Source organism: Tunturiibacter gelidiferens (genome assembly GCF_013410115.1).
Taxonomy (GTDB): domain Bacteria; phylum Acidobacteriota; class Terriglobia; order Terriglobales; family Acidobacteriaceae; genus Edaphobacter; species Edaphobacter gelidiferens.
On the sequence record NZ_JACCCV010000001.1, the window covers coordinates 2,541,767 to 2,567,738 of the forward strand.

22 protein-coding genes are annotated in these 25,972 nt (G+C 58.6%); 10 read left to right on the forward strand and 12 right to left on the reverse strand.

Annotated elements, in window-relative coordinates; translation table 11 throughout:
- Positions 1 to 43 precede the first annotated feature (43 nt).
- The 6 genes from HDF12_RS10785 to HDF12_RS10810 form a co-directional block, all read right to left on the reverse strand.
- Complete coding sequence (locus HDF12_RS10785; RefSeq protein WP_179582790.1) at positions 44 to 913, reverse strand: ChbG/HpnK family deacetylase; 870 nt, start codon at positions 911 to 913, stop codon at positions 44 to 46.
- A 71-nt stretch (positions 914 to 984) separates the two neighbouring features.
- On the reverse strand, positions 985 to 3,204 hold the full coding sequence (locus tag HDF12_RS10790) for a beta-glucosidase family protein (RefSeq protein ID WP_179582792.1): 2,220 nt from the start codon (positions 3,202 to 3,204) through the stop codon (positions 985 to 987).
- 188 nt (positions 3,205 to 3,392) lie between these two features.
- A complete protein-coding gene (locus tag HDF12_RS10795) occupies positions 3,393 to 3,815 on the reverse strand; it encodes a VOC family protein (protein WP_179582794.1) in 423 nt (140 codons plus the stop codon).
- A 53-nt stretch (positions 3,816 to 3,868) separates the two neighbouring features.
- Positions 3,869 to 4,213: a hypothetical protein gene (locus HDF12_RS10800; RefSeq protein WP_179582796.1), complete on the reverse strand. Its 345-nt coding sequence runs from the start codon at positions 4,211 to 4,213 to the stop codon at positions 3,869 to 3,871.
- Between the two features lie 115 nt (positions 4,214 to 4,328).
- The gene (locus HDF12_RS10805) at positions 4,329 to 5,795 is read right to left on the reverse strand and encodes an ATP-binding protein (protein ID WP_179582798.1); all 1,467 of its coding nucleotides are present in this window, start codon (positions 5,793 to 5,795) and stop codon (positions 4,329 to 4,331) included.
- A gap of 22 nt (positions 5,796 to 5,817) precedes the next feature.
- Positions 5,818 to 7,464, reverse strand: a complete 1,647-nt coding sequence (locus tag HDF12_RS10810) for an NAD(P)/FAD-dependent oxidoreductase (protein ID WP_179582800.1) — start codon at positions 7,462 to 7,464, stop codon at positions 5,818 to 5,820.
- Positions 7,465 to 7,704: 240 nt separating this feature from the next.
- Here HDF12_RS10810 and HDF12_RS10815 point away from each other — a divergent pair, with 240 nt between their 5' ends.
- Positions 7,705 to 8,361, forward strand: a complete 657-nt coding sequence (locus HDF12_RS10815; RefSeq protein ID WP_179582802.1) for a response regulator transcription factor — start codon at positions 7,705 to 7,707, stop codon at positions 8,359 to 8,361.
- 57 nt (positions 8,362 to 8,418) lie between these two features.
- Here the strand turns inward: HDF12_RS10815 and HDF12_RS10820 are convergent, their stop codons facing one another.
- The 3 genes from HDF12_RS10820 to HDF12_RS10830 form a co-directional block, all read right to left on the reverse strand.
- Entirely contained in the window at positions 8,419 to 8,847 is a 429-nt protein-coding gene (locus tag HDF12_RS10820) for a hypothetical protein (protein ID WP_179582804.1), read from the reverse strand.
- A gap of 237 nt (positions 8,848 to 9,084) precedes the next feature.
- Positions 9,085 to 10,725: an L-glutamate gamma-semialdehyde dehydrogenase gene (gene pruA, locus HDF12_RS10825; protein ID WP_179582806.1), complete on the reverse strand. Its 1,641-nt coding sequence runs from the start codon at positions 10,723 to 10,725 to the stop codon at positions 9,085 to 9,087.
- A 118-nt stretch (positions 10,726 to 10,843) separates the two neighbouring features.
- Positions 10,844 to 14,410 (reverse strand): trifunctional glycoside hydrolase family 18/polysaccharide deacetylase/glycosyltransferase family 2 protein, encoded by a 3,567-nt coding sequence (locus tag HDF12_RS10830; RefSeq protein WP_179582808.1) that lies wholly within the window; start codon positions 14,408 to 14,410, stop codon positions 10,844 to 10,846.
- Between the two features lie 114 nt (positions 14,411 to 14,524).
- Here HDF12_RS10830 and HDF12_RS10835 point away from each other — a divergent pair, with 114 nt between their 5' ends.
- The 8 genes from HDF12_RS10835 (at position 14,525) to HDF12_RS10870 (ending at position 22,682) form a co-directional block, all read left to right on the forward strand.
- Entirely contained in the window at positions 14,525 to 15,925 is a 1,401-nt protein-coding gene (locus HDF12_RS10835) for an ArnT family glycosyltransferase (protein ID WP_218892349.1), read from the forward strand.
- Positions 15,926 to 15,998: 73 nt separating this feature from the next.
- Entirely contained in the window at positions 15,999 to 17,213 is a 1,215-nt protein-coding gene (locus tag HDF12_RS10840; RefSeq protein ID WP_179582810.1) for an ATP-grasp domain-containing protein, read from the forward strand.
- A 118-nt stretch (positions 17,214 to 17,331) separates the two neighbouring features.
- On the forward strand, positions 17,332 to 17,658 hold the full coding sequence (locus HDF12_RS10845) for a PilZ domain-containing protein (protein ID WP_353071148.1): 327 nt from the start codon (positions 17,332 to 17,334) through the stop codon (positions 17,656 to 17,658).
- A 3-nt stretch (positions 17,659 to 17,661) separates the two neighbouring features.
- A complete protein-coding gene (locus HDF12_RS10850) occupies positions 17,662 to 18,447 on the forward strand; it encodes a response regulator transcription factor (protein WP_179582812.1) in 786 nt (261 codons plus the stop codon).
- A 223-nt stretch (positions 18,448 to 18,670) separates the two neighbouring features.
- Entirely contained in the window at positions 18,671 to 19,453 is a 783-nt protein-coding gene (locus HDF12_RS10855; protein WP_179582814.1) for a coiled-coil domain-containing protein, read from the forward strand.
- A gap of 5 nt (positions 19,454 to 19,458) precedes the next feature.
- On the forward strand, positions 19,459 to 20,247 hold the full coding sequence (locus HDF12_RS10860) for a tetratricopeptide repeat protein (RefSeq protein ID WP_179582816.1): 789 nt from the start codon (positions 19,459 to 19,461) through the stop codon (positions 20,245 to 20,247).
- Positions 20,248 to 20,380: 133 nt separating this feature from the next.
- Positions 20,381 to 21,499, forward strand: a complete 1,119-nt coding sequence (locus HDF12_RS10865) for a beta propeller repeat protein (protein WP_179582818.1) — start codon at positions 20,381 to 20,383, stop codon at positions 21,497 to 21,499.
- Between the two features lie 415 nt (positions 21,500 to 21,914).
- Positions 21,915 to 22,682, forward strand: a complete 768-nt coding sequence (locus HDF12_RS10870; protein ID WP_179582820.1) for a phenylalanine 4-monooxygenase — start codon at positions 21,915 to 21,917, stop codon at positions 22,680 to 22,682.
- 119 nt (positions 22,683 to 22,801) lie between these two features.
- Here the strand turns inward: HDF12_RS10870 and HDF12_RS10875 are convergent, their stop codons facing one another.
- A complete protein-coding gene (locus HDF12_RS10875) occupies positions 22,802 to 23,320 on the reverse strand; it encodes a hypothetical protein (RefSeq protein WP_179582822.1) in 519 nt (172 codons plus the stop codon).
- 487 nt (positions 23,321 to 23,807) lie between these two features.
- On the opposite strand from HDF12_RS10875, the gene HDF12_RS10880 reads away from it, so the two are divergent.
- On the forward strand, positions 23,808 to 24,569 hold the full coding sequence (locus HDF12_RS10880) for a PEP-CTERM sorting domain-containing protein (RefSeq protein ID WP_179582824.1): 762 nt from the start codon (positions 23,808 to 23,810) through the stop codon (positions 24,567 to 24,569).
- Between the two features lie 27 nt (positions 24,570 to 24,596).
- On the opposite strand, the gene cobA is transcribed toward HDF12_RS10880, so the two are convergent.
- Both cobA and HDF12_RS10890 read right to left on the reverse strand, forming a co-directional pair.
- Entirely contained in the window at positions 24,597 to 25,325 is a 729-nt protein-coding gene (gene cobA, locus HDF12_RS10885; protein WP_179582826.1) for a uroporphyrinogen-III C-methyltransferase, read from the reverse strand.
- Positions 25,322 to 25,963, reverse strand: a complete 642-nt coding sequence (locus HDF12_RS10890; RefSeq protein ID WP_179582828.1) for a precorrin-2 dehydrogenase/sirohydrochlorin ferrochelatase family protein — start codon at positions 25,961 to 25,963, stop codon at positions 25,322 to 25,324. Before HDF12_RS10890 ends, cobA begins: the two co-directional genes overlap by 4 nt.
- Positions 25,964 to 25,972 lie beyond the last annotated feature (9 nt).

Here is a 25,972-nt window from a genome sequence, read left to right on the forward strand (position 1 = left end):
CGTCGCGTCCGGCGGTTCATCGGCTTTTCGCAAACAAGCACCGCTAGACTGCAAGGTCCCCGTAGTTGATGAGCTGCGGCGCATTTGGTTGCAAAGACCTCGCGGGAAGCTCGGTGAGCAAGGCATTTCGCTCGACGTCACGATGAGTGCGCAGTCGAGTGGTGACGCGATCTAAGTCCCCGTCGTTGTAGCCGGGATGGCAGCACAGCTCGAAGGTTCCCTCCGCAGGCAGAGCAAGCAAAAGTTCGTGAAGGGTTTGGGAGTCCAGATGGCCTGTCGCGGAGATTCCAATGGTTCCGTCCGTGGTCAGCACGCGGGCCTCGCGAATCTGCGGTTGGCGCCCGAACCTGCTTTTGAAGCTCCCGAGCAAATTTACCTGCAAACGGCGGAGGCGGTTCCCGTGGCCAAGTGCAAGACTCCAGTTCTGCTCGAAGGGATTGCGAATCGCACCGATGGAGCAGCGTTCAGCGACACGCAAAATTGGGCGGGTGACAGCAGGGAAGAGATGCGTGTGCTTGTGCGTATCGAGATGAGTGATCGCGATGCCGGCACGACGCAGCTTCTCCACCTGTGCAAGCGCCTCCCGTTCCATCTGCTCTTCGCTGATCTTGCCGCGCAGGAGTGCCTGTACGAAATCAACCAGCGAAGGACGAAGTGTTTTGCCATCGGGCCCCAGTAAGGTAGAGATACTCTGCGGCGGCGAGACCGGGATCCCGTCTGTGAGTGTGACATGACAACCAACGCCAAGGGTTGGGTTAGCACTGGCTATCGCGACAGCGTCGTCGAATGCGGCGCCGGTCGCCATCAGCGTTGCAGAGGTCAGCGACCCAGCCCGGTGAAGCTCTGCAATCGCGCGGTTAACTCCACGAGTGACACCGAAGTCGTCCGCATTGATGATCAGTCGCGCAGGCATAAGTACTTATCATAATGACGTCCAAAGGGAAGCGCCTGAGCCAGCATCAACAGGCTCAGGCGCGCCCACGCCTACTGGACGTGCATCATCGCCTTCAGCGGAGTATCACTGGAGGACGGCCCCGCCGTCACCTTGTACTCTCCCGGAAGCAGTTGCCATCCGTTCTGATCCGTATTGAAGACCGTAAGCGAGAGCGGATGCAGCGCGAGCGTGACCTCCTTCGACTCGCCAGGAGCCAGCTTCACCCGATGCCATGCTGCAAGCCGCTTATAGTCCTCCTTAGCAGCGGCAGGCAGCGCAACGTAGACCTCGGCGATCTCAGTGCCCTCATGCGTTCCCGTGTTGCGAACCGTGAAGTGAACCGTGCGCTTGGCATCATCCACAGTCAGGCCAGAGTAAGCATAGGTTGTGTAAGACAAGCCGAAGCCGAATGGGAAGAGTGGCTGCTTGTTGGTCGCCTCAAACCACTTGTAGCCGACCTTAGCGCCCTCTGAGTTGTAGTTCACGTCGAACGGTTGAACTTTATGCTCTTGATTTGGGCCAGGTGGCACGCCCTCAAGACCCGGTACCACCGGATGCGGCAACTGTGCCTCATCTTTTGCGAACGTGACCGGCAGCTTGCCGGAAGGATTCACCTCGCCGAAGAGGATGTTTGCCAGAGCCTGCGCACCGCCAATGCCCGGATACCACATCTCAACCACGCCCTTCACACGTTGAACCCACGGCATACTCACCGGTCCGCCGTTCTCAAGCACAACGATGGTGTTCGGATTCGCTGCTGCGACCGCCTCGACTAGAGCGTCCTGATTGTCAGGCAGCGACAGGGTCACCGCATCCATCCCCTCCTGCATCGGCTGGTTCACAAAGACAATGGCCACAGAAGAAGACTTCGCGAGCTTCACCGCCGCGGCAGTATCCAACCCATCGGCGTATCGAACTGACCCCTGAGGCGAGTGCGCCTGAATGTTCTTGAGCGGCGAAGAAGGGAAGTAGACATGCTCGGTCCAGCCGGAGCCGCCTGCCTTCGGATCCGCAGCATTACCGCCCGGCGCATCTACCTGGGCCGATCCGCCGCCCGAGAGAACACCCACATCTGCATGCGAACCGATGATCGCAATCGAGCTCGCAGCCGTCGCCTTCAGCGGAAGAATATGATCCGCGTTCTTCAGCAGAACGATGCTCTCTTCAGCAATGTGCTGCGCGTCATCTCTTCCACGGAACGGATCGACGACAGTACGGACCGGCGGATCATCCACCACGCCCGCTGCAAACATGCTGCGGAGAATGCGATGAACCATGTCATCCAGTCGAGCCATGGGGACCTGCCCCCCTTCAACAGCCTTCTTCAACGGCGCATTGAAGTAGTTTTCGTCGCCTGGCATCTCCTGGTCCATCCCGTTCAGCGCTGCTTTGACGGTGCTGTGGGTCGCACCCCAATCCGACACCACCCAGCCCTTGAACTTGAAGTCCTTCTTCAAAACTTCGTTTAACAGGTAATCGTTCTCGCAGGTGTGGTCACCCTCATAAAGGTTGTAGGAGCACATCACCGCCGACGGCTCCGCGATCGCGATCGATACTTCGAAGGCAAGCATGTCCGACTCGCGTAAAGCCTTCTTGTCGAGCAGCGCATTGACAACAGTCCGCCCCGTTTCCTGGTCGTTCAGCGCGTAGTGTTTGATGTCGCTCATCACATGCTGTGAGAAGACTCCCTTTTCGAGATTGCCAGTCATCGTGCCAGCGAGGATCGGGTCTTCTCCGGCGTACTCGAAGTTGCGGCCGTTGCGCGGTTCACGCGTAATGTTGACGCCGCCGCCGATCGACATATTCGTGCCCCAGGCGCGAAGTTCGCGGCCGATCACGGAGCCGTAAAGAAAAGCCGAATCAGGATCCCAGCTTGAGGCGGCGCCAAGCGTCGATGGCAGCAGCGTCGCATAACGGGACTGATACGCCGCCATGCGGGCTCCGACCGCGGAGTCCGCAAGATCGATGCCAGGAATACCCAGCCGGTCAATACCCGCCATATACCCCGCGGCGAAGTTCGATTTCGCCGGCACCGGGTCGCCCGCGCGCAGAACACCCCAACCCGTTCCGTGAACCATCTGAATCTTTTCATCGAGAGTCATCTGTCCGAGCACCATGCTGGCGCGCTCATCGGGCGAGAGAGCCTTATTCATCCACGGCATCTTCGAGATATCGGGTGTGGTCTGGGCCTGTGCTGCCGGAGAGCTAAACGAAACCACTGTGACCAAAGCAAAGATCGACAAAACGCTGAACCGTTGAAAAGATAACATCCATGCTCCTTCAAGCTGAGTGGCGACGGTCTCCCAATAACAGACCGTCGCTTGTTTACTGACCGTTAGAGAGTCTATATGAACTAAAACGTTATAGGTAAGGGCTTTCGCGCTTTTTGGGGCCAACGCTACCCAACTGCCAGGCAAACAGGAACTTCTCAGTGTTTCGCGCGAAGCTGTCCGATTGATCACTTCGCAAAGAGTTGTCCAATGTCCGCGAATGCCTTGAACTCAAGCGCATTGCCTGCAGGGTCTAGAAAGAACATCGTAGCCTGCTCTCCCACTTCCCCTTTAAAGCGAATGTACGGTTCAATCACAAACGTGACCCCCGCACGCCGAAGCCGCTCAGCAAGGGTCTCCCACGTCTCCATCGGAAGCACCACACCGAAGTGAGGAACTGGAACGTCGTGTCCGTCGACGGGATTGTGGTGAGCCTTGCCGTTCGAGGAGCCGGGCTTCAGATGCGCGACGATCTGGTGGCCGAAGAGATCGAAGTCGATCCACTGCGCCGAACTGCGGCCCTCCGCACAGCCAAGGGTGATTCCATAAAAACTACGGGCAGCGTCCAGGTCGTCGACTGGAAAGGCAATGTGAAAAGGTGTCAGCGGCAAGGTGGTCTCCTGCATCGATCATACGACTCGAGCAGATCACCCGTCGCACGCGGCTACCCGCGATGAAATCCCTGGTCGTAGCCGCGCAGGTAGGCTCTCTGGAACGCATCGCGATAAGGCTCAAAGGGTCCGAGCGCGGAGTCGTAACCAGGAGTGGTGTGAAACTTCCGATCATGCTGCGGATGGTAGCCGAAGCCGTTGTAAGAGTCGCGCGCTCCGTCCTCGTTGCCCGAGCGAAACCCCACCTGATCTGCCCTTGCGATCAGCGGAGGAACGCTGGTGTAGCCGGCTGGCGGAGGAGGTGGTGGCGGGGCGTAGTAGGCGGTGTGTGACGCGCAGCCAGCCGTCAGCAGACAGGCGGCGGTGACAACAGGTAGAGCAAAATAAGAGAGCTTCATAGCGTCCTCACAATTCTGTTCGCGCGCAACCATCGGTGGGCGCACGTTCGAAGGAGTAAACGCTACTCAATGAAAAATGTTGTCGTCGTCGACGGATCTTAACCAGCAGCGATTTCTATTCGTTGTCGCTCGGAAGTCGCACAACAAACTCTGTATTGCCGGGTTCGGAGCTGAAGCGGATGACCCCATGGTACTGGTCGACGATGCGCTGTACGATGCCCAGACCGATCCCTGTTCCCACGCCCACCGGCTTGGTTGTGTAGAAGGGATCGAAGATGTGTTCCTGGCTCTCCAGCGGAATGCCCGAGCCGTTGTCGCTCACGCTAATGCAGAGATCCATGTGTGGATTCTTCGCGTCCGTCTTCGAATTCTCCGCCCAGGTATGCACGCTGATCCGTCCGTGCTGCGGCACCGCGTCGATCGCATTGTCCAGTAGATTCGTCCAGATCTGGTTCAGTCCCGTGCACTCGCTATGCAGCGGAGGAAGATCCGTGGCGAAGTTCTTCTCGAGCACAATCTCCTTTTCGCGCAGCTTATGTCCGAGAATGATTAGCGTCGCGTGAATGCTGTTGTTGATGTCGATCGTCTGCTTCTGGCCCTTGCCTTCATAGGCGTACGACTTGACGGCGTGCACCAGGTCCGTAACTCGCCCGATACTCTCCTCGATGGTGCCTACCAACTGCATGCTTGAGGCCATCGCCTCCAGCCAGCCCAGTGCCTCTCCCAGCAACGGTCCGTCAAAGTCGTTCTTCACGCGCTCCAACTCAGCCGCGTTCATGCCGATCGAGACCAGCGTAGGAGCCATCTTCCACGCGTTTTCGATGTTGGCTGACTCCATCCACTCCGCCAACGCCTCTTCGGCATCGCTCTGGTCCAGCGAGTTCATCATCAACGGTTGCTTCATGGCAAGCGCCTGCTTCTGCATATCGAACATGCAGTGCTTCTGCTCTTTCGAGAGATCGCGCTCTTTGAACTTGAGAGACAGCTCATGCATTCGCATTAGATTGTCGCGCAGCTGAGACGCGGCACGGCGCGCGGCAGAGCCGGGATTATTCAACTCATGCATCAAACCCGCAGCGAGCGTCCCCAGCGACGCCATCTTCTCCTGCTGTACCGTCGTACTCTGAAGCTTTTGAAAGCGATATGCCATGTTGCCCAGAATTGCCTTCCGAACCTGCGGGCAACTGGTCATCAAACCCCAGAACTGCTCTTCGTCGAGCTCCAGCAGGTGACTTGGCGTCGTCGCCTCGACGCTCCCGAGGTTCGGAACGTTGGTCAACAGTGCCATCTCTCCAAAGGCGCTGCCGGCTTCGATCTTAGCCACAGTGAATTCATTTTGTTCGGCTGTCTTCTGACTCACTCGAAGCTCGCCGTCAAGCAGTATCCAGAAGGAGTGCGCCAGCTCACCCTGCCGTGTGACGACTTCGCCCTTACCGATGTGGAAGTCCCGCACGCCGTCAAGACAATGCAGCTCGTCATCTCGCAACGAGGACAGAATGGGAACCTTGCGCAGAAGCGCGACTAGATCCTCACTGACTTTTTCCATGACGTGACTTTGGACGATTTGGGTTTGTTCGCTCATCGGGTTATTGGTTGGTTGCCTTTCAAAGCGTAGCTAAATACTGGTGCACAAACTGGATTGCGATCGAACCTTCGCCTACGGCGGATGCGCATCGTTTGACCGAGTTGAATCGTACATCGCCCGCGACAAAGATGCCGGGAACGCTCGTCTCCAGCAAATAAGGGTCGCGCTCCAGCTTCCACGACTTGGGCGACTGCGCCTTCAAATCAGGACCGGCAAGAATGAATCCCTTGCTGTCGCGGCAGAGCTCCGCAGGCATCCAGTCCGTCTTCGGCGCCGCGCCGATAAAGATAAACAGGGAACTGGCCTGTCGAGCCTCTTCTCCGCGAGGTGTCTTGAGAGTCAGGCACTCCAGGTGAGTCTCTCCCCCCATCGCAACGACCTCTGTACCGGTCTCGACCGTGATATTCGGGGTCGCCTCGATCTGGTCGATCAGGTACTTCGACATGCTGCTTTCGAGCGACTTCCCGCGGACCAGCATGTGAACATGATCGGCATAACGGGAGAAATGCATAGCAGCCTGCCCGGCCGAGTTCGCTCCGCCCACAATGTAGACGGCCTCTTCCTTGCACGACATCGCCTCGGTCAGCGCCGCGCCGTAATAGACCCCCGCTCCGCTCAACTTGTCTGCTCCCGGCACATCCAGCTTGCAGTAGTCGACACCTGTAGCCAGCAGGCACACATGGCAGGTCACCTCCTGCCCATCCGCCATCGTAAGAATGCGGTACTGATTCTCGGCGCGGATGCAGGAGACCTTCTGCGTAAGGAACTCGGCTCCGAGCCGATTCGCCTGCAGAAAGGCTCGCTTGGCCAACTCCTCGCCGCTGAGTCCCTCCGGAAAGCCCAGGTAGTTCTCGATCTTCGAGCTGGAGCCGGCCTGTCCGCCAGGCGCCGCTGCCTCGATCACCAGCGTCCGCAGCCCCTCAGAGGCCCCATACACGCCCGCCGCAAGCCCCGCAGGACCCGCGCCTACCACGACCACATCGTAGAACTCCTGCTGAGCCTGGGTGCGAAGCCCGACCTTATTGGCCATCTCCGTCGAAGTCGGCTGCACCAGCGCCGTGCCATCTCCAAACAAGATGACCGGCAGTTTGGTATCGTCGATGCCCTTTTCCTTCAGCAGCGCAAGCGCGTCCGGATTCGTCTCCGGGTTCAACCACTGGTAGGGAATACGGTTGCGCGAAAGGAAGTCACGGACCGCATGGTCCATCGCCGACCAACGCACCCCTACGACTCGAATCCCCTCAAACGGCGGCCTGTAGCCTTCCTTCCAGCTTCCCAGCAGATCGTCGAGCACCGGATAGAGCTTCTCCTCCGGCGGATCCCAGGGCTTGTTCAGGTAGTAATGAATCTTGGCCGAATTAATGGCTCGAATTGCCGCTTCCGTGTCGGCATAGGCCGTCAGCAGAACGCGTTTTGCGTTGGGATAGATGCACAGCGCCTGCTGGAGAAAGTCAACCCCGGTCATTCCCGGCATACGCTGGTCGGAGAGAAACAGCGCGACCGTGTCTTTTCTTTCCTTTAGCTGGTGGCAGATATCCAGGGCAGCAGCGCCGGAGGCAGCACGGACGATGCGATAGTCCTGACCGTAGTGACGGCGCAGGTCCTGGACCACCGCTTCCAGCACGCTGGTGTCGTCATCGATAGCTAGCAAAATAGGCTTAGGCATATCCCTTTATACTTCGTTGACGAGCTTTGAGACACTCCACGTATGATTCGATTGTGGTTAATGCCCGCAAGGTTCAGAAAGTTACTTGCCCGGATGGCAGAGTTTCTCCCTCCAAAGTGGCATCGACGGCCCAAGTTGTCCGAATTGAAGACATTGCCTCTTCTCCGCTGCAATCCACCGATAAGGGAATAGCCAGAGGGATTGCGGGTCGTTTGCGCCCGGCAGGAGATTACGACACTTATGAACCGAATTATTCTCGCTGATAACCAGGCAATCTTCCGCGCAGGCGCAGCCAGAATGCTGTCGCTCGAGGAAGACATGCGGATCGTCGCCCAGTGCGAGGACGCGCCCAAGCTCTTCGCCGCCGTCGACGGGCTGCGCGGCTCGGTCGTGCTCCTCTCCTCCAGCCTGCGTCTGGAACTGAAGGATCTTCTCGCCCGCACCCAGGCGGCAGGCAGCCGGACCGTTCTGATCGCCGAGAACGCCGAACTCGTGCCCGAAGAGATCGCTGTGCTCTTCGACGGGATTCTCCACCGCAACGTCGCCGGCAGCGTGTTGGTCGACTGTATCCGCCGCGTCGCTCGCGGCCAGCGCTTTGTGCAGCGCGCCAACGTCACCACCATGCAAAGCTCCGACAGCGTCGGTACGCGCGTCCGCGACCGGCTGACTCCGAAAGAGATGCAGATCGTCGCGCTGATCGTTCAGGGCTGCAAGAATAAAGACATCGCCCAACAGCTCGGCACCAAAGAGCAGGTCATCAAGAACTATCTCCGCAGCATCTACGACAAGTCAGGCGTCTCCGACCGGCTCGAACTGGCCCTCTTCACCATCCACCACCGCGTCCTCGCCGAAGCTGCGGCCAAGGCCGGCCATCTCATCCAGATGAAGTCTGCCTGACAGCCGCAGGATAATCAGCAGAACAGCGTCAAGTTGTAGCAGTAGGCTTTGCAAAGCCTAATTGCCTTTTTCTTGTTCTTCAATTCGTTTTTTGAACTCATCAATATCTAGGCGCGTTTGACTATGAAACGGCTTGTCCTTAGATACAGACCAGAGTTCATTATTAGCTTGGTCGCGTACAGAGAAAACTACGGGGGTAGGCGATACGTCTATATCATTGCCTGGTGGGGTGGGTCTGCCATTGGTGTTTGCTGTGAACCGAAGGACCAAATCGGCGTCCTTTGCGTCCTTCAAGATTTTGAATCGCCCCCACTTACTTAATGCATCGTAGGCACGGTCTGTAATCTCTGAGTGGCCCGTTTGATTGTCAATGTACACGGTTTTTGCAGCTATCACGCTGGCCGGGAGCGGAGGACGTTTGTCCTTCGCATGAATCGGGGACACGATGAGAACGAGGGCAAGTGCTACTTTGCTTGCTGCTTTCATGCGATCTCTCCTTAGAGAACTATAATCCACAGATTTGTGCAGCACACTCACTGCAACCACATAGCAGGCGATATCATTGGGGCCCGCCATGACCAAGGCACAGATACCAGACTCGATTCCGTACACCGCGCCACAGTGCGGACAGCGGGAACAATGCGGACAGCGGGAGTAGTCGCGGTCTAACCGGACGTGTTCTCGCGGGTGGATTTCCTTCTCACAGGTCCGAGGCCCCCGTCTTTACATCCCCATCTGCTCGCTCTGTTTCTCATCCGCCGCACTCGCATGCCCAATCTTCTCCGCAATACTCTTGGCCTGCGTAAACAGCAGCAGATAATCGGGACCACCTGCCTTCGAATCAGTCCCGCTCATATTGAACCCACCGAACGGGTGAGCACCAACCATGGCACCGGTGCACTTCCGGTTGAAGTACAAATTGCCAACGTGGAACTCCTCGCGCGCCCGATCCAGCTTCTCCCGCGAACCCGTGTAGATAGCCCCCGTAAGCCCATACTCCGTGTTGTTCGCAATCCCCAGCGCATCGTCGAAGCTCTTCGACTTGATCACCGCCAGCACCGGCCCAAAGATCTCTTCAAGCGCAATCCGCGCCGTCGGAGCCACATCCGCAATCACCGTTGGAGCGATGTAATACCCGCCCTCCGCCGTTTCGATTGCGTGACCACCGTTCAGCACAGTACCTTCCTTCTTGCCGATCTCAATGTAATCGAGCGTCTTGCGGTACGCCTTCTCACTGATCACCGGCCCGGTATAAACGTTCTCCGCCGGATCACCCGTCTTGATCTTCGCCACCCGCTCCTGCAGCCGATCGCAGAACACATCATAGATATCCGCCGCAACGATCGCCCGCGAACAGGCGGAGCATTTCTGCCCATTGAACCCGAACGCGCTGGCCACCACACCATCCACCGCAGCGTCCAGATCGCAGTCCGCCTCAACGATGATCGAGTCCTTCCCGCCCATCTCCAGAATCGTTCTCTTGATGAACACCTGCCCCGGCTGTGTCTTCGCCGCACGCTCATGAATCTCCAGCCCCACCGCCTTCGATCCCGTAAACGCAATAAACCGCGTCTGCGGATGCGCTACAACCTCACTCCCAAACTCAGGCCCCTCACCGGGACAAAGGTTCACAACACCATCCGGTAGCCCCACCTCTTCCAGTAGTTCAAAAAACTTCGCCGCAATTGTAGGTGCATCCACCGAGGGCTTCAAGATCACCGTGTTCCCGGTCACAATCGAAGCCGCCGTCATCCCCGCCATGATCGCGAAAGGGAAGTTCCAAGGTGGAATCACCGCACCCACGCCTAACGGGATATACCGCAGCTGATTCCGCTCCCCCGGAAACTGAATCGGCGTCTTCGCCTCATTCAGCCGCAGCGCCTCGCGCCCATAGAACTCCAGAAAGTCGATCGTTTCGCCCACATCCGCGTCTGCCTCGCCCCAGTTCTTACCCACCTCGAACGTCAGCCAGGCGCAAAACTCAAAGCTGCGCTCGCGAATCAACGCCGCCGCACGAAACAGCAGCGCAGCCCGCTCGGTCACAGGCACCTTGCTCCAACTCAGGAACGCAGTCTGCGCCGCCTTCATCGCGCCCTCCACATGCTCCGCAGCGGCGCGTTGATGAATCCCAATCACCTCAGCCGGACGCGCCGGATTCTTCGAGACGATCTTGCCCACAGTCTTCAAACGCTTTCCGCCGATGACAATGTCATACTCGCGGCCAAGCTCGCTCTCGACCTGTGTCAGCGCCTCCTGCATCTTTCGCTTGTTGTCAGCCGTTGAAAAGTCAACAAACGGCTCGTTGGAAAATAGTGTCTTCGGCGAGGTCGCCGGGGCGGAGTGCGTGAGATTCATAGTAGCCATAACGCGTCGATTCTAGCGCGAGTCTTACTCCCTCGTCGCTCGTGAGATAGGGATAATCACAGTGCGTCTCCTATTGGATGCACTGCACAAAGAGTTCGATGGAACCGCTCAAAATCAGCTAAGCGCCTTCCGTAAGCTTCTCCGTTGCCTTCGACATCTGCGCCGTCCGTTCCAGTTTGTCCCAATTAAACGGCTTTCCGTCGATCGCGCGCTTCACCGTCTTGAACAGCACCACCGAAAACAGCTGCCTATACGTAAACCGCTGAATCCAGATATGGAATAGCAGCCATCCATCGCCCTTGCTCGCCGGATGCTTTCGTTCCAGCGCAAACGCCAGCGCCGAAGCCGCAAAATCGATTACCAGGAACGCCGCAAAGAAGGCCAGCAGCTTGTAGAAGCTATCCGTCGAGGCCGTCTCCGGATGAAAGTGTTTATCGATGATGTAGTGAAAGACGCCAACCACAAACATCAAATCAATCAGCGGCGACACCAGCGGCAGAACAATCTGGAAGATCAGAATATTCGGCAACGCAAACAGTCCCATCGCCCTGTGTTTGCTGATAGCGCCCTTGTGTTTATAGATTGCCTGCAAGATCCCGAACGACCACCGGAATCGCTGCCGAATCAGTCCATCTGCATTCACGGGAGCCTCAGTAAACGCCAGTGCCTGATCCTCGTAGATCACGCAGTACCCCTGCTCGAGCAGGTTCATCGTAAGGTCGGCGTCCTCTGCCACAGTGTTTGAGTGGTACCCTCCGCCAGCCCTCACCGGCGCAGTCCGCCACGCTCCAATCGCACCCGGAACCACCATAACGACATCAAACAAATCCAGCGCGCGCCGCTCGAAGTTCTGGCTCGTGATGTACTCAAGCGCCTGCCACCGGGTCCACAGATTCACCCGATTGCCGACCTTCGCATTGCCCGCCACCGCCCCGATCTTCGGATTCGCAAAGTGCGGCACCAGCCTCGCAATCGCATCATGCGCAATCACTCCATCCGCATCGATCCCGACGTAAATCTCCTCGTCGAGCCGCTCCAGCGCATAGTTCAGCGCATCCGCCTTACCCCCGTTCGGTTTGCTCATCACCGTCAGCCGACCCGAGGCGATATCTGCCGGATAAGCTTCGCGCGCCACATCAAACGTATTGTCCTTCGAACCATCGTCAATCACGATAATGCGAATGTTCTTGTAGGTCGACATCATCACCGAGCGAATCGTCCGAACGATCACCTTCTCTTCGTTGTACGCAGGAATCAGCACCGCAACCCTCGGCTGATACTCCGGCGTCGCAAAATTCTTTCTCTTCCGAAAACGGTCGATGATCGCGAATACGCCGATGATGATCAACCGCGCACTCATCAGAATGTCGCCGACGAAGAACACACCCACCACAAAATAGTGGAAGAAACTATAAAAAAAGAATGTGAGCGAATCGGCGCGAGCCTGCCAGCGCTGATGCGGCGTCAACTCCGGCATTACCTCAGCACGCGTCTTACCCACCAGTTCCGACACCGGAACGATCTGGTATCCCTTAGCCTTCAGGGCTTCGATCAGCACAGGCAATGCTGCAATCGTTGCCGAACGGTCCCCTCCGCCATCATGCAACAGAATTACCGAGCCCCGATTCCACGGCTTCGTCTTCATGTCCTCGATCTGTTGAAAGACGCTATCGGTAATCTCCTGCGGAGACTTCCGCGGATGTTCATCCCAATCATTCGTGTCGATCTTGTTGCCGACGATCACATAGCCCAGGCCCTGAATCTTCTCCACCGGCGCAGCCTGATCATTGGTATCCGGTTCCTGGTCGATTGAATAAGGAGGACGGAAGTAAAGCGGCTGCACCCCAAGCTTCGACGCAAATAACCGCTCCGTCAGGTTCAACTCCAGATCCACCTGCCGGTTCGAAATCTCGCTGATGTCCGGATGAGACCACGTGTGATTGCCGATCTCATGGCCCTCGCGAAAGACACGCTGCATCACACCTACGTAGTCTTCGGCCACCTCGCCAATCATGAAGAACGTACCCTTCACGTTGTACTTCTTCAGGATGTCCAGAATCTTCGGCGTCCACTCCGGATCAGGCCCGTCGTCGAAGCTAAGCGCAACCTTCTTGTCGTTATAGCCATACTGCTCGACCGTGTACGAGAGCGGGTACGACTGCATCGACTCCTGCGTGACCATCCGGTACTCCAGTGGCACGGAGTCATCATCATCCAGCGTCACCACGCGATCCCCAACCTGCGGCTTACGCGTCACGCGAAGAATGTCGCCCTGACCCTCCGTATCGACGTCGTACCCAGGCTCAACCTGCGCCAGATCCTTCACCGGATCCGAATGCTGCGGATGATCCCAGATCTTCCACATGGAGTTGTCTTCCGAGCCCAGGCGCCACAGCGCATACGTCTGGATGCCCAACTCGCGCGCCGCCCTCATCTGGTTCAACATCGTGACAGAGTCGAGAAACCACACCTGATGACGAACCTGGGCGTCCTCGTCGTCGTACGCAAAGTGCACGTTCATCGAATCGTCGTCGAGATCAATCTGAGAGTCGGAGTCCGATGCCGCCTGCCAGGCATCCTGCGTCGAAAGGTCATGCGCGGACAAAATCTTTTCAGGAGCCGCCTTCTTCTTCGGCGCTACCTTCTTCGCTCCCGGCTTGCCTACAGGCTCCGGCGGAGGCAGCGCTGTCGTCCAGTCATAGCCGTAGCTACCCAGCGCGCAGATGATCTTCTCCTTAGGAACCGTCTTGAGCACGTTCTTCAGGTTGTCGATGAACCAGTCCTGCGAAGCGATCGGCCCTGGCCCGCTGTCGGTCTGGTGCTCGTCATAGTTCATCAGCAGCAAACCATCGGAGTGGTCCGCCATGAACTTCAAATCCCAATCATCATCGCCTACCGGTGTATTCACGTAGAGCCGCAGATTACGCGGATGGAAGTCCTCGTACAACGCCGCAATCAAAGCTCTGAAGCCGGGCTGCGCGTTCGTCGGAATCTCTTCGAAGTCAAGCGACAGCCCGCGATAGTTGGGGTTTCCCGCCAGAAAATTGTGAATCTGTTGAACGAAGGATGCTCGAGCCGTGTCGCTTGAAAGAAATCCGCCGATCTCCGGCACCCACAGTCCTCGCCTCGGGTCGTAGTTATTTACCAGCGGAAAGATGTCGAGGTTCACATGGTTGGCCGCGACGGTTCGCGCAACCTTGCCTTCGCGATCGACTTGGTGCACCCCAGCCTTATCCACCACGTCGTACGCACGATTGTCCTGTGTATAGGAGACCACCTCGCCGCTCGTCGTAACCACGTGCAGCCACTCAGGAAACAGCAGGTCAACCTGGGCAATGTGCTGCTTTAATGAGGAGTAGCTCGCCGGATCATCCTCCACGTAGTAGGCCGCGCGCAGACCTTCGCCCGAGTTCAACGGAACGTCACCCGGTTTCACATCGGTCTTCCGATGGGCGGATCGGTGCAGCTTCTGCCCCGGCTTCAACAGTGGAGTCGTCTGGTTCGCCAGCGCCCGGTAGTTTCGCTTCTGCGCCTGCAGAAACAGCTCCGGCAGAGGCTTCATCCTCAGTAGGCCAATGACAAAGACAGTCCCCAGCACCAGTCCCAACAGGGCAAGTACGTCAAAAATTCGGCGCAGCCGCTTCCAGCGCTTGCGTTGTGGATCGTAGAAGACTTGTCTATTCATTGAGTAGTACTGGCGACTCTGCGCATGCGGCTGTGTCCCATCGTATGCAGGTCAAACCCCTGAGTCAACGCATCCAGCGAGAACCTCCTCCCGCAGCAGTATGATGCAAAAGACATGATCAAAGGAAAGCTGAGGACAGTTCTCTGGGCTGCGCTCCCGCTCGCAGCAGGGCTCACCCTGCGCCTTTGGTATGTGCTGCATGCAGGCCGCGTCGAAGGCGACACGCTCATCTACGGAAGCATCGCCAAAAACTGGCTCCAATACGGCATCTATGGATTCACCCTTGGGCAGGACATCCCCAAGCCGACGCTGATCCGCCTCCCAGGCTACCCACTCTTTCTCGCCGTCTGCTTTCGTCTCTTCGGCTTCGACCGCTACGTCGCCATCATGTACCTTCAATGCGCGATCGATCTCGGCACCTGCCTCCTGATCTCCGCGCTCTCGGGCAAACTCTTCGGACACCGTTCCGCCAAAGCCGCACTGTGGCTCGTCGTCTTATGTCCCTTCACCGCGATCTACGCAGCGGCGCCGCTCACCGAGACCCTCACCCTCTTCACCATCGCCCTCACCTGGTACAGCCTCGAGCGCTGGCAAAGCACTGGCGCAGCGTTCAACCGGTGGCTCCTCGCGATTACCGTCGCCATGGCCTACTCCGTTCTACTCCGTCCCGAGCAGGGCCTCCTTCCCGCCACAGTCGTCCCGGCGATGATCTGGATCGTCTGGCAAAAATCCGGTCGCCGTCTCTCCCTCCGAAGCCTCCGCCCCATCGCAGTCTCGGCAATCTGCATCGTGCTCCCGCTGGCACCCTGGGCCATCAGAAACTGGCGCACTTTTCACGTCATCCAACCGCTGGCCCCACGCAACGCGACCGATCCCGGCGAAAACGTCCCCACAGGCTTTCAGCACTGGTATCGCACCTGGGCCATCGACTTCGCCTCCACCGAGCAGTTCTACTGGAACTACGACAGCACGGACCTCCGCATCGACGACCTCCCCACGCGGGCCTTCGACTCCGAAGACCAATACGAACGAACCGCCGCTCTCTTATCCGCCTACAACGAGAAAAACAACGCCACCCCCGCCTTCGACCAGCGCTTCGAGGCCCTCGCCGAGCAGCGCATTCAAGCCCACCCCCTCCGTTACTACATCACCCTCCCCGTCGCCCGTCTTGCGAACATGCTCTTCCGTCCGCGCCCCGAGATGATGCAAATCGGCCTCGACTGGTGGAACTGGCATGAATACCGCGGCAAGACCCTTCTCGCCTATGCCTCCGCAGCGCTAAACCTCGCCTACTTTCTTCTGGGCGGCATCGGACTCTGGCTCTGGCGAAAGAACCCAGGGACCTACCACGCACTCGCCTGTGCGATGACAGCCTTCTTCGTTCTGCGCTGCGCCTTGCTCCTCACCCTCGACAACTCCGAACCCCGCTATACCCTGGAGTTCTTCCCCCTGCTAATCGTCTGGGCAAGCTGCATCTTCCGCACCGACTCCAGACAGCCGGCAACACCTAGCTGAAATCCGCGACCCAACTCAGCCAAACCCTCAATCCCTGCACCTTACAATCCGAACAGCGGCTACACTAGCTCCCATGCTTCAGCCCTATCGCGACCGCTTCAACGCGCAGTTCACGTCGTCCAAATACGAAGAACTCCTCGCCCACCTCAACCGCCGCACCCGAACCAGCGTAGACTTCCGCGTGGCCGAAACGCCCTGCTTCTTACCAAACTCCCTCATGGAAGAGTTCTCGCAAACCGGAGCCCAGCTCACCCATCAGCTTCTCGACAACCCCGCCTACCTGCTGGCCTCCGAGCAGTGCGTCCCTGCACAGTACCGCATGCCCAACGAGAACCCCCAGCCCAACTTCATGACCGTAGACTTCGGCCTCGTCCGCAACTCCGACGGCACCCTAAGCCCAAAGCTAGTCGAACTCCAGGCCTTCCCGTCCATCTTCGGCTATCAGGACATCCTCTGCCGCCAGTACATCGAAACCTACAACCTCGACCCCACCTTCAGCTGGCACCTCGGCGGCCTCAACGAGCAGACCTACTGGCAGCTTCTCAGCAAAGTAATCCTCAACAACCACGCCCCCGAAAACGTAATCCTCCTCGAGATCGACCCCGACCACCAGAAGACTCTCCCTGACTTCCACATCTACGAGGACAAACTCGGAATCGCCACCGTCGACATCACCACCCTCATCAAACGCGGCAATCGTCTCTTCTACCATCGCGACGGCCGCGAGATCCCCATTCATCGTATCTACAACCGCGCCATCGTCGACGAGCTCGAGCGCAACAACATCAAGCTCCCCTTCGACTACCGCGACGAGCTCGACGTCGAGTGGGCCGGCCATCCCAACTGGTACTTCCGCATCAGCAAGTTCTCGCTCCCGTACCTCGACCACCCCTCCGTCCCCAAAGCCGTATTCCTCGACGAATGGTACGCCCGCCCATCTCTCTCAGGCCTCCCCGAAGACCGCGAAAAACTCCTCCTCAAACCTCTCTACTCCTTCGCAGGGAAGGGAATTCAGTTCGCCCCCACCGACGACGACCTCAACGCCATTCCCCCCGACCAACGCCACCTATACCTCCTGCAGCAACGCGTCTCCTTCGAGCCCGTCATCGTCACTCCCCACGGCCTCACCCAGGCCGAGATCCGCATCATGTACCTCTGGCCCGACGGCGAAGCCCTCCAGCCAGCCATCGCCCTCGTCCGCCTCGGTCGCGGTCTGATGATGGGCGTAGACCACAATCGCAACCAGCTCTGGGTAGGTGGCTCTGCCGCGCTGTGCCCATTGGGGTAACCTCGTATTCATAAAAAAACTGCCGCTTGGGAAAAGCTGGGGTAAACTCCACAGTGTCAGTCATTGGCGGGTTTGCGCGTTTATGTCCTATCTGCAATTCAGGTCCGGAGGAGGTCGAGTGGCTCAGTGGCAGATGCCAAATGGGGAAAATCCAGTTCGTACCGCAGTACGTTTCCCTATGAGACTCCCGATTAGGGTGCAGACGGAGAACGGCGAACTGGACGCGATGACCGAGAACATCTCGGCCAATGGGCTGCTTTTTGTAAGTGATCAGTTGCCGCGGGTGGATAGCAGAATTGAGTTCACGATAGCAATGCCCGCTGCAGTCATGGGCGCCGCAAACGATGTCACCATTCATTGCATTGGCCGCGTCGTACGCCACTATTTGCAGAATGGAACGAAAAAAGCCGCCGCTGTGATCGACGAATATTCTTTAAAGGCTTGATCTATGACCGTAGTTAATTTTGACCCAATCCGAAGCAACGATGACCTTCCAGAAGAGGAGTCCACTCCTACCGCGGGAATTCGTGTCATCCTCGCAGACTCGCAGGCGATCTATCGCGTGGGAATGAAGAAGGTCTTTGCGCTCGAAGACGACATCCGCGTCGTCGCCCAGGTGGAAACGCTCCAGAACCTCTACGCCGCTCTCCAGCGCTACCCCACCGACGTCGTTCTCCTCGAGGGCCAGCTCATCTCCGGCACCATCGACGCCATCCCCGAGCTCGTCCGTCAGGCCCCCGAAGCCAAGCTCATCGTCCAGGTCACCGAATCCGACGAGTCCAACACCGTCGAGCTCTACCGCCGCGGCGTTCGCGGAGTCGTGCCCCGCTCCATCTCCCCCGATCTCCTCGTCAAATGCGTCCGCAAGATCGCCGAGGGCGAGACCTGGATCGACAACCAGTCCATCAGCTGGGTCATCGAAGCCTACCGCTCCCAGGCCACCAGCCTCACCGACCCCAAAGTCCAGCCCAAGCTCTCCAAAAAGGAGCTGGCCATCATCAGCTGCATCACCCGCGGCATGCGCAACAAAGAGATCGCCTACCAGATCGGCACCACCGAGCAGGTCATCAAGAACTACCTGCGCAAGGTCTACGACAAGCTCGGCGTCTCCGATCGTCTCGAGCTGGCTCTCTATTGCCTCCACCACGAGCTGCTCAAGAAGTACCTGGGCGATGCCGAAGGTCAGATGGCCCCGCACACCGAGCCCTCGCAACCCCTCCGCGCCAAGATGTAAACCCCTCACCGCCCCTGTTCGTACCCGGCACTCCGATGGTCGGTTCGCGGAAGAAATTGTCCGCGCGCGTCTCTCGGCACCAACCATCATCTGCGGCAACGCTGTTCAGGTTCGGGGCGAAATCCCCGAAAACCTTCGCCACTGCCCGGCTTCTCGAGACACTCCTCTACGAAAAGCAGAACCCCGCTCAGCTAAACTAGAACTTCCCCTCACGGGAAGCCGCATGCCAGCCGAAATCATTCTCCAGCAAACCCCGGAAGACGCCGCCCTCCTCGACAAACGAGAGCAACTTGCCATCGTTCGCACCACGCTCGCCGAGCGCGAATCCGAGCTTGCCCAAATCCGAGCCCAGCTCAAGACCTTCGAAGGTCGATACCTCCGCCAGGTCGGCATCCTCTACGCCGAACTCGACGACCTTGAAGCGCGCATCGCCGAGCGCGAAGTCGACCTCTACGACTCCGACTCCGCCCGCCGCCACGCCGAAGAAACCCGCCAGCGCGCGCAGGAAACCCACGATGCCGCATTTGGCGATGCCCGCGAAGCCGAAGAGTTCGACCCACCGCCCAGCCTCAAGACCCTCTTCCGCGATGTCGCTAAACGCATCCACCCCGACTTCGCGCGCGACGACGTCGAGCAGAAGCACTTCACCCTGCTGATGGCTCGCGCCAACCAGGCGTACAGCCGTGGCGACACCGAAACCCTGCAGCGTCTGCTCGACGATCACCGCGAAATCAACGCCTCCATCGCCGGCGAAGGTGCGGCCGCAGAGCTTCTCCGCATCACGCGCCAGCTCCAGCACGCCGAGCGCGACATCGCCACCTTGGACGCCGAGAGGCGGACGCTGCTCGCCAGCGAAATCGCTCAACTTCACCTCGACGCCGAAGCCGCCGCCCGCGAACACCGCGACTTCCTCACCGAGCTCGCCACCAGCCTTCGTGACCAAATCGCCGATGCCCAGCGCCGCTTCGAGCTTATCGACCGCCAGATCAGCGCTCACGGAAGATAGCGGCCATGGACGATAGACCCAAGGCCGGCCTGCAGCACATCCCCACCGGCGCCGCGTTGTCGCTCCATTCCACGCGCTCCAGCATAATCGCCCGCGGCCGCCGCGACGCCGCCAATGCCGCCTCCAACCCGCACTACCGGCAGGCCGTCACCGACTTCAACGCCGGCAACTTCACCGCAGCCGCAGCCGGCTTCCAACTCGCTGCCGAGCAGAGCCACGCCGAGTCGCAGTACCTCCTCAGCACCATGTACGACGCGGGTCAGGGCCTCCCGCAAGACAACACCCAGGCCGCCTACTGGGAGCGCAAAGCCGCCGAGCAGGGACATGCCTACGCGCAGGCCAACCTCAGCTTCCGCTTCTACGCCGCCGCCAACTTCCCTGAAGCCTTCGCATGGTGCAAGCGCGCCGCCCACAGTAACCTCGCTTGGGCCCAATACAACCTCGGCCTCATGTATCGCAAGGGTGAAGGGGTCCAGCAAAGCGACCTTGAAGCCGCCCACTGGTATCGCCTGGCCGCCACTCAGAACTTTCCCGAAGCCCAGCAGAAGCTGGCCGACCTCTATTACACCGGCCAGGGCGTTCCACTCAGCCACACGCAGGCCGCCGCGTGGTATCGCAAGGCCGCCGATCACGGAAACGCAGAAGCCCAGTTTCAGCTTGGCCACCTCTACGCCATCGGCCAGGGCGTTGAGCACGACTACACTCAGTCCCGCCATTGGATTCGTCAGGCCGCGCTTCAAGGCCACGAACAGGCTCTGCGCGAACTCAAGCGCCGCGAGTACCGCGACCCATAACTCTCGCTTCAACACTCGATGATCTTCACCGCCGTCCGCCCACCCGCAGTAGTCAGGCGTCCTAATTTGACGCGGCTTCTGCAGCGTTCCTATACTTCATCACGCTCGAAACGGCGGTTCAAGGAGGAAGTCTATGTCAAAGCGTTTGCTGTCGGTCATTCTCTTGATTGCCGCCGCTACTGGCGGGTATGCACAAGACGCATGGAAGAAAGGTCATCAACCCACTCTCGTTCCGCAACAGAGCGGCACGACGCAGCTGCTGATTGCCGTCAGTCCGGTGAACTCCCGCGTCGTCTGGGCAGCCGGGACCGGCGGTACGTACGTGGTAACGACCGACGGCGGTTCGACCTGGAGATCCGGCGTAGTGCCGGGAGCCGAAAGTCTGCAATTTCGCGATGTGCAGGGCGTAAGCGATCGCGTCGCTTATCTCATGTCGATCGGCAATGACACCGGAGATTTTCGCATTTACAAGACCGAAGACGCCGGCGCACACTGGACCATTCAGTTTACGAATAAGACGCCGAACGCCTTCTATGACTGCTTCGCCTTCTGGGGGCCTGATCGCGGCGTCGCGCACAGCGACTCAGTCAACGGAGTATTTCCCGACATTCGCACCAACGATGGCACAACCTGGCACTCCATCGCCCGCAATATGCCGCCTGCACTGCCAGGCGAAGCTTCGTTCTCCTCCAGCGGAACCTGCATCACTACGGAAGGATGGCAAAACGCCTGGATCGCCACCGGCGGCTCAAGCATAGCTCGAATCCTGGCGACTCGGGATGGCGGCTACACCTGGAATGCGTATGACATTCCATTTGTGAGCAACGCCAATGCTGGCGCCTTCTCGGTAGCTTTCCGCGATCCATGGCACGGCATTGTAGGTGGCGGCGACTTGACCAACGACAGCGCCACGCAGGCGGCCACCTCGGATAATGGCGGCCAAAAATGGACCCTCACCACCAAACCGCCCATTTCGGGAGCGATCTTCTGTCTCGCCTATGTGCGCGGCGTTGAACACAACGACGATTGGCGTCATCGCGACGACTTCGACCATGAACACGACCGCAGTGTGGTGATCACAACTGAGACTCAGCCGAACTTCTCCTCCGGCGCAGCCGCCTGGAGTCCGGATGAAGGACAAACCTGGATCGCACTGCCGACCGTGAGCGGATATTGGGCAGTCGCTTTTGCGAATCCCGAATCCGGATGGTTCGTCGGTAACAACGGCCAGATTTTGAAGATCAGTTTCTAGTGCCCTGGTCTCTTTCACACGAGACAACAATGCGTTGCATTAGCGTGATCTCTTCGCACGAGGGTGATCCCGTCTGTCAAGTCCCAAAACATCCTAACTCGTTGACACTAAAGGAGATCCACGTGGCGCATGAGTTTCTCTCCGCCAGCTATACTTAAGGCAGAAGAAAGACGCGAGCGAATTTGGGATTGGCGGCAAGGATGGGCGTCGCTAAGTAGCTCAAACAAAGTATTTTAGCCGCAACCCCTTTATAATGAATATTTTGCATGCATGGACCCTCGTAAGCTATTGAAAATAAGTATTTTACGCGCAAGATACCCCACCCCCCCGGGGGGTGCCCAGGTACCCAGACTGACACAATCGTCGTCATAAAGATGTATTCTTCTGCTGGCAGAAGGAGCCGAGTACACAACCCATGGGAATCGCAACCTCAACGCTGAATCTGGCACAAGGCAAGCTGAACGTCGCCGCACCCTACCTCATCGAACAAACCTGGGCGGACTATACCCCGGAGCAGCACGCCGTCTGGAGCGAACTCGTAACCCGCCGCATGCCCCAGCTTCGCAACCATGCCTGCCAGGAGTATCTCGACGGCTTCCAGCAGATCGGACTCCGCGAAGACCAGCTGCCCAACCTCTCCGAGGTCAGCGCTCTTCTCCAGCCGCGCACCGGCTGGCAGTCCACCCCCGTCAGCGGCTTCCTGCCCGCCGACGCCTTCTTCGAGATGCTTGCGGCCCGTATGTTCCCCACCACCACCTGGCTCCGCTCGCGCGACTCCATGGAGTACACCCCGGAGCCGGACATCTTTCACGACGTCTTCGGCCACGTCCCCATGCACGCCCACCCCGTCTTCGCCGACTTCCTCGAACACTACGGCAAGGTCTGCGCACGCCTCACCGACCACCAAGCGCTTGAGCGCATGGGCCGCCTCTTCTGGTTCACCGTCGAGTTCGGCCTCATCCGCCAGAACGGCGAGATCAAGGTCTACGGCAGCGGCCTCATCTCCTCCCACGGCGAGTGCTCCCGTGTGCTCGCCGGAGGATGCGAGGTCAAGGACTTCAACCTCGACGCCGTACTCAACCAGGAGTTCCAGACCAGCGAGATGCAGCCCATCCTCTACGCCGTCGAATCCTTTGATCAGATCTACGAGGCAACCAAGCAGGCCGAAAGCAGGCTGGCCTGAGACCATATAGGAGTAATTGACAGGGAGCGACCGGAAGACATGCGGTCCTTCATGGCTAAAGAAAAGCGGCTGGGGCATATAGCCCACAGCCGCTTTTTTATGTATCAACGTACCAACCGTTACCGGTGTCCACCACCACCGTGACCGCCTCCGCCACCGTGGAATCCGCCACCACCACCACCGCCATGGAAGCCTCCTCCGCCTCCACCACCGTGGTATCCGCCAACGGAGGCGCCACGATATCCGCCGCCATAGCCGCCACCGAGGTATCCACCGCCGTAGCCGCCACGGTATCCGTAGCCTCCGCGGTATCCAACACCGCCACGATAACCGTAACCGTAACCGCCGCGATATCCGTATCCATAGCCGCCACGATATCCGTAGTAGCCACCCCGATACCACGGACCGGCACCGATGAAGAATCCGCCGCTAAACCACGACGGGCCATAGTAGCCATAAGGAGCGCAGGCATAGGGGTAGTAGCCGTAGTATCCGTACGAGCATACTGGCGCGGCATAGCCGTAGCCTCCATATACGGGGCCGCCAATGCCGACGCCAACTGAGACTTGGGCGTGGGAGTAAGCCGCTGCCGGAACGATCAGAATAGCGAGCAAAGCGAGGTAGCGTAGAAAGCGCATTTCAATCTCCTGAGCGAAGCCCAGTACGCCGTCAGGCGTCAGTGGCCTTGCGGGATCCGGTACTTTGAAGACGGCCCGGCATCCTGATTTATAAGAACGCAAAACTGGAGAAAATGTTGTGTTCAAGCGCAATTTGGTGGTCGGCGTGCAATCAGGGGTGCAAACAGTTGCGGAACCACCACGCACCGTTCTTTTTCAAATCGGCCGAGGTCAACTGGTGGTCCAACACAACTACGCCGTGACCTGATCTATGAAGAATGAGGATCGGTCTTGATGGAATTCTCCCATTTGATAAATAAAAAGAGAGAAAAAGAGAAAACAATTCCCTAGTACAGGGTAATATATTCCCAACTGTGCAAAGGTTTTACTGGAATACTGCAATATCTAGCAGGTTGAACGAATTCATCTGCTTTGGCCCACTGATTGCACTAGCATCAACGTTCGTCCAAGCCTTATTACAAGGACGAGAACTTCCCTAGGGTGAACTATGCGTCGCTTTGCCTATCTTCTGCTTCTGGTGATCTTTGTCAGTGTATCTGCATCATGCGTAAGCGCATCGACCGACTGCGAGCGGTGGTTTGTCGCTTATCGCCACGAACTGGCGCACTCCCGTCAGCTCCAGCGCATCGCTGCTGCAAAGCGTCGCGCCAAGCTGTACGCCCAGGGCAAGATCCAGGTTCAGCCGAAGCCGAAGCTTGTTCCTGCCGTCGCAAGTGGTCCCCGCATGACCCGCCCGCAGACGCTCCACCGCATCAACCTGGCGTGCGGCGTTCTACCCGACGGTGGCGGCGATGAGCCTCTCGTGGCAGAGGAGACACCTGTTCCCTTCCACTCCGAACTCCGTCCCAACGACGGTATAGATCTGCTGCCATCCGGTCTCGGCGAGATGGTTGCCGCCAATGACGTTCCACCTCCTCCTTCCTATGAAGGTGTCTCCCCGGAGACTCCATCGCAAGGCGGCCCACCCGTCTACTTCCCAGGCTTCGGCGGCGGTGGAGTCGGACCCGGCACTCCCGGAAAAGGGGTGACGGTTCCTCCCGGTACCACCGGAACTCCCGGTACACCCGGAACTCCCGGAACCCCCGGAACCCCCGGAACCCCCGGCACACCCGGGCTGCCTGGAACTCCCGGTACCCCGAGTGCGCCTCCTCCGACGATTCCGGTTGTTCCAGAGCCTTCCAGCTACGTCCTCGTGCTGACCGGAGTAGTCGGCGCAGCCGGTGCGATTCGCCGCAGATTCAAAGCCTAAGATTGTCTCTCAACTGCCTGTGACCTGCTACGGTACCTGAATGGCATTGCCAATCAGCAGGATTACCGGCGCTGGACCAACAGCCCCATCGTCGAGTCGGGCAAGAGTCGTACTGTAAACATGCTCATCGAGAGTGGTCGCCTTGCTGATCGCAACACACGGTGTCTCGCCGGCGATCCCGGAGGAGATAAGATCCTCAGCCAACACGCGAAATCTGCGGCCCGGCATGTAGATCACAAGAGTAGCGTCCTTAGGAAGAGCCCCCGCCCACTTCGGCGTCAACTCCAACTTCTCCGCTGCATGGTGCGCCGTAGCTAGAATCAACTTTGAAGCTGCACTACGATCCGTCAACGGCGTTTTTAGTCTCGCGGCCGCAGCAAATGCAGTCGTAATGCCGGGGACGATCTCGAACGGAATCTTCGCCCCACGCAGCGCAGCGATCTCCTCGCCCGCCCGCCCAAAGATCAGCGGATCGCCGGACTTGAGCCGCAGCACGGACCTGCCGGCCTGTGCCGCCTCCAGCATAAGAACGTGAATCTCGGCTTGTGTAATACGAGGCTGCCCACATCGCTTCCCGACCGGAATAACCTCAGCCCCGGCGTGGGCCAACGACAAGATCTCAGCAGAGACCAGATCATCAGGCAGGATCAGATCTGCGGTTTCAAGCAGCCGAAGGACCCAAAGTGTAAGCAGGTTCGGATCACCGGGTCCTGCACCTGCTAAGTAGACGGTTCCAGGCTGGGCAGCAACATTCACGATTTCTTCTCAGGTAATGGATTCTTCAAAGCATGTTCGCGGGCAATCAAACGAGACGGGCAGGCCTCATAACCGCATACCTCACGCTGCGCGAGTTGGTGAAGCAGCAACTTCCGTTCTTCATTTAGCGGCTCTACCTGTGTCACCTCGCGCCGCAGATTACCGAGGTCGGTAAGCCAGTCGCCAACGTCGAGCGGCAGTTGCGCATTGATCTCTTTGCGCAGCCTCTGGGCCAGCGCAGGACTGGCCCCTGCGGTCGAAATAGCGATTTGTAGATCGCCGCGCCGCACCACGGAAGGAAAATAAAAATCGCAGAACGGTGGATCGTCCACTGCATTGCAGAGGATGTCGTTCTCGATCGCTTCCGCAAAGATGGCTCTGTTTACCGCAGGATTATTGGTCGCGGCGACCACCAGGAACTGCCCCGATAGGTCGCCTGCAATGTAATCTCGGCGCAGCCATTCGATCTCGCCTGCTGCCGCCATCTCAACGACGCGAGGACGGGCCTCCGGCGCAATCACCGTCACCTTGGCGTGGGCTGCCAGCAGGGAGTCAATCTTGGCTTCAGCAAGATTTCCGGCCCCAACCACGACGCATGGCCGGGCAGCAATCTTCAGAAAGATAGGAAAAAGATCCATGGAACTAGG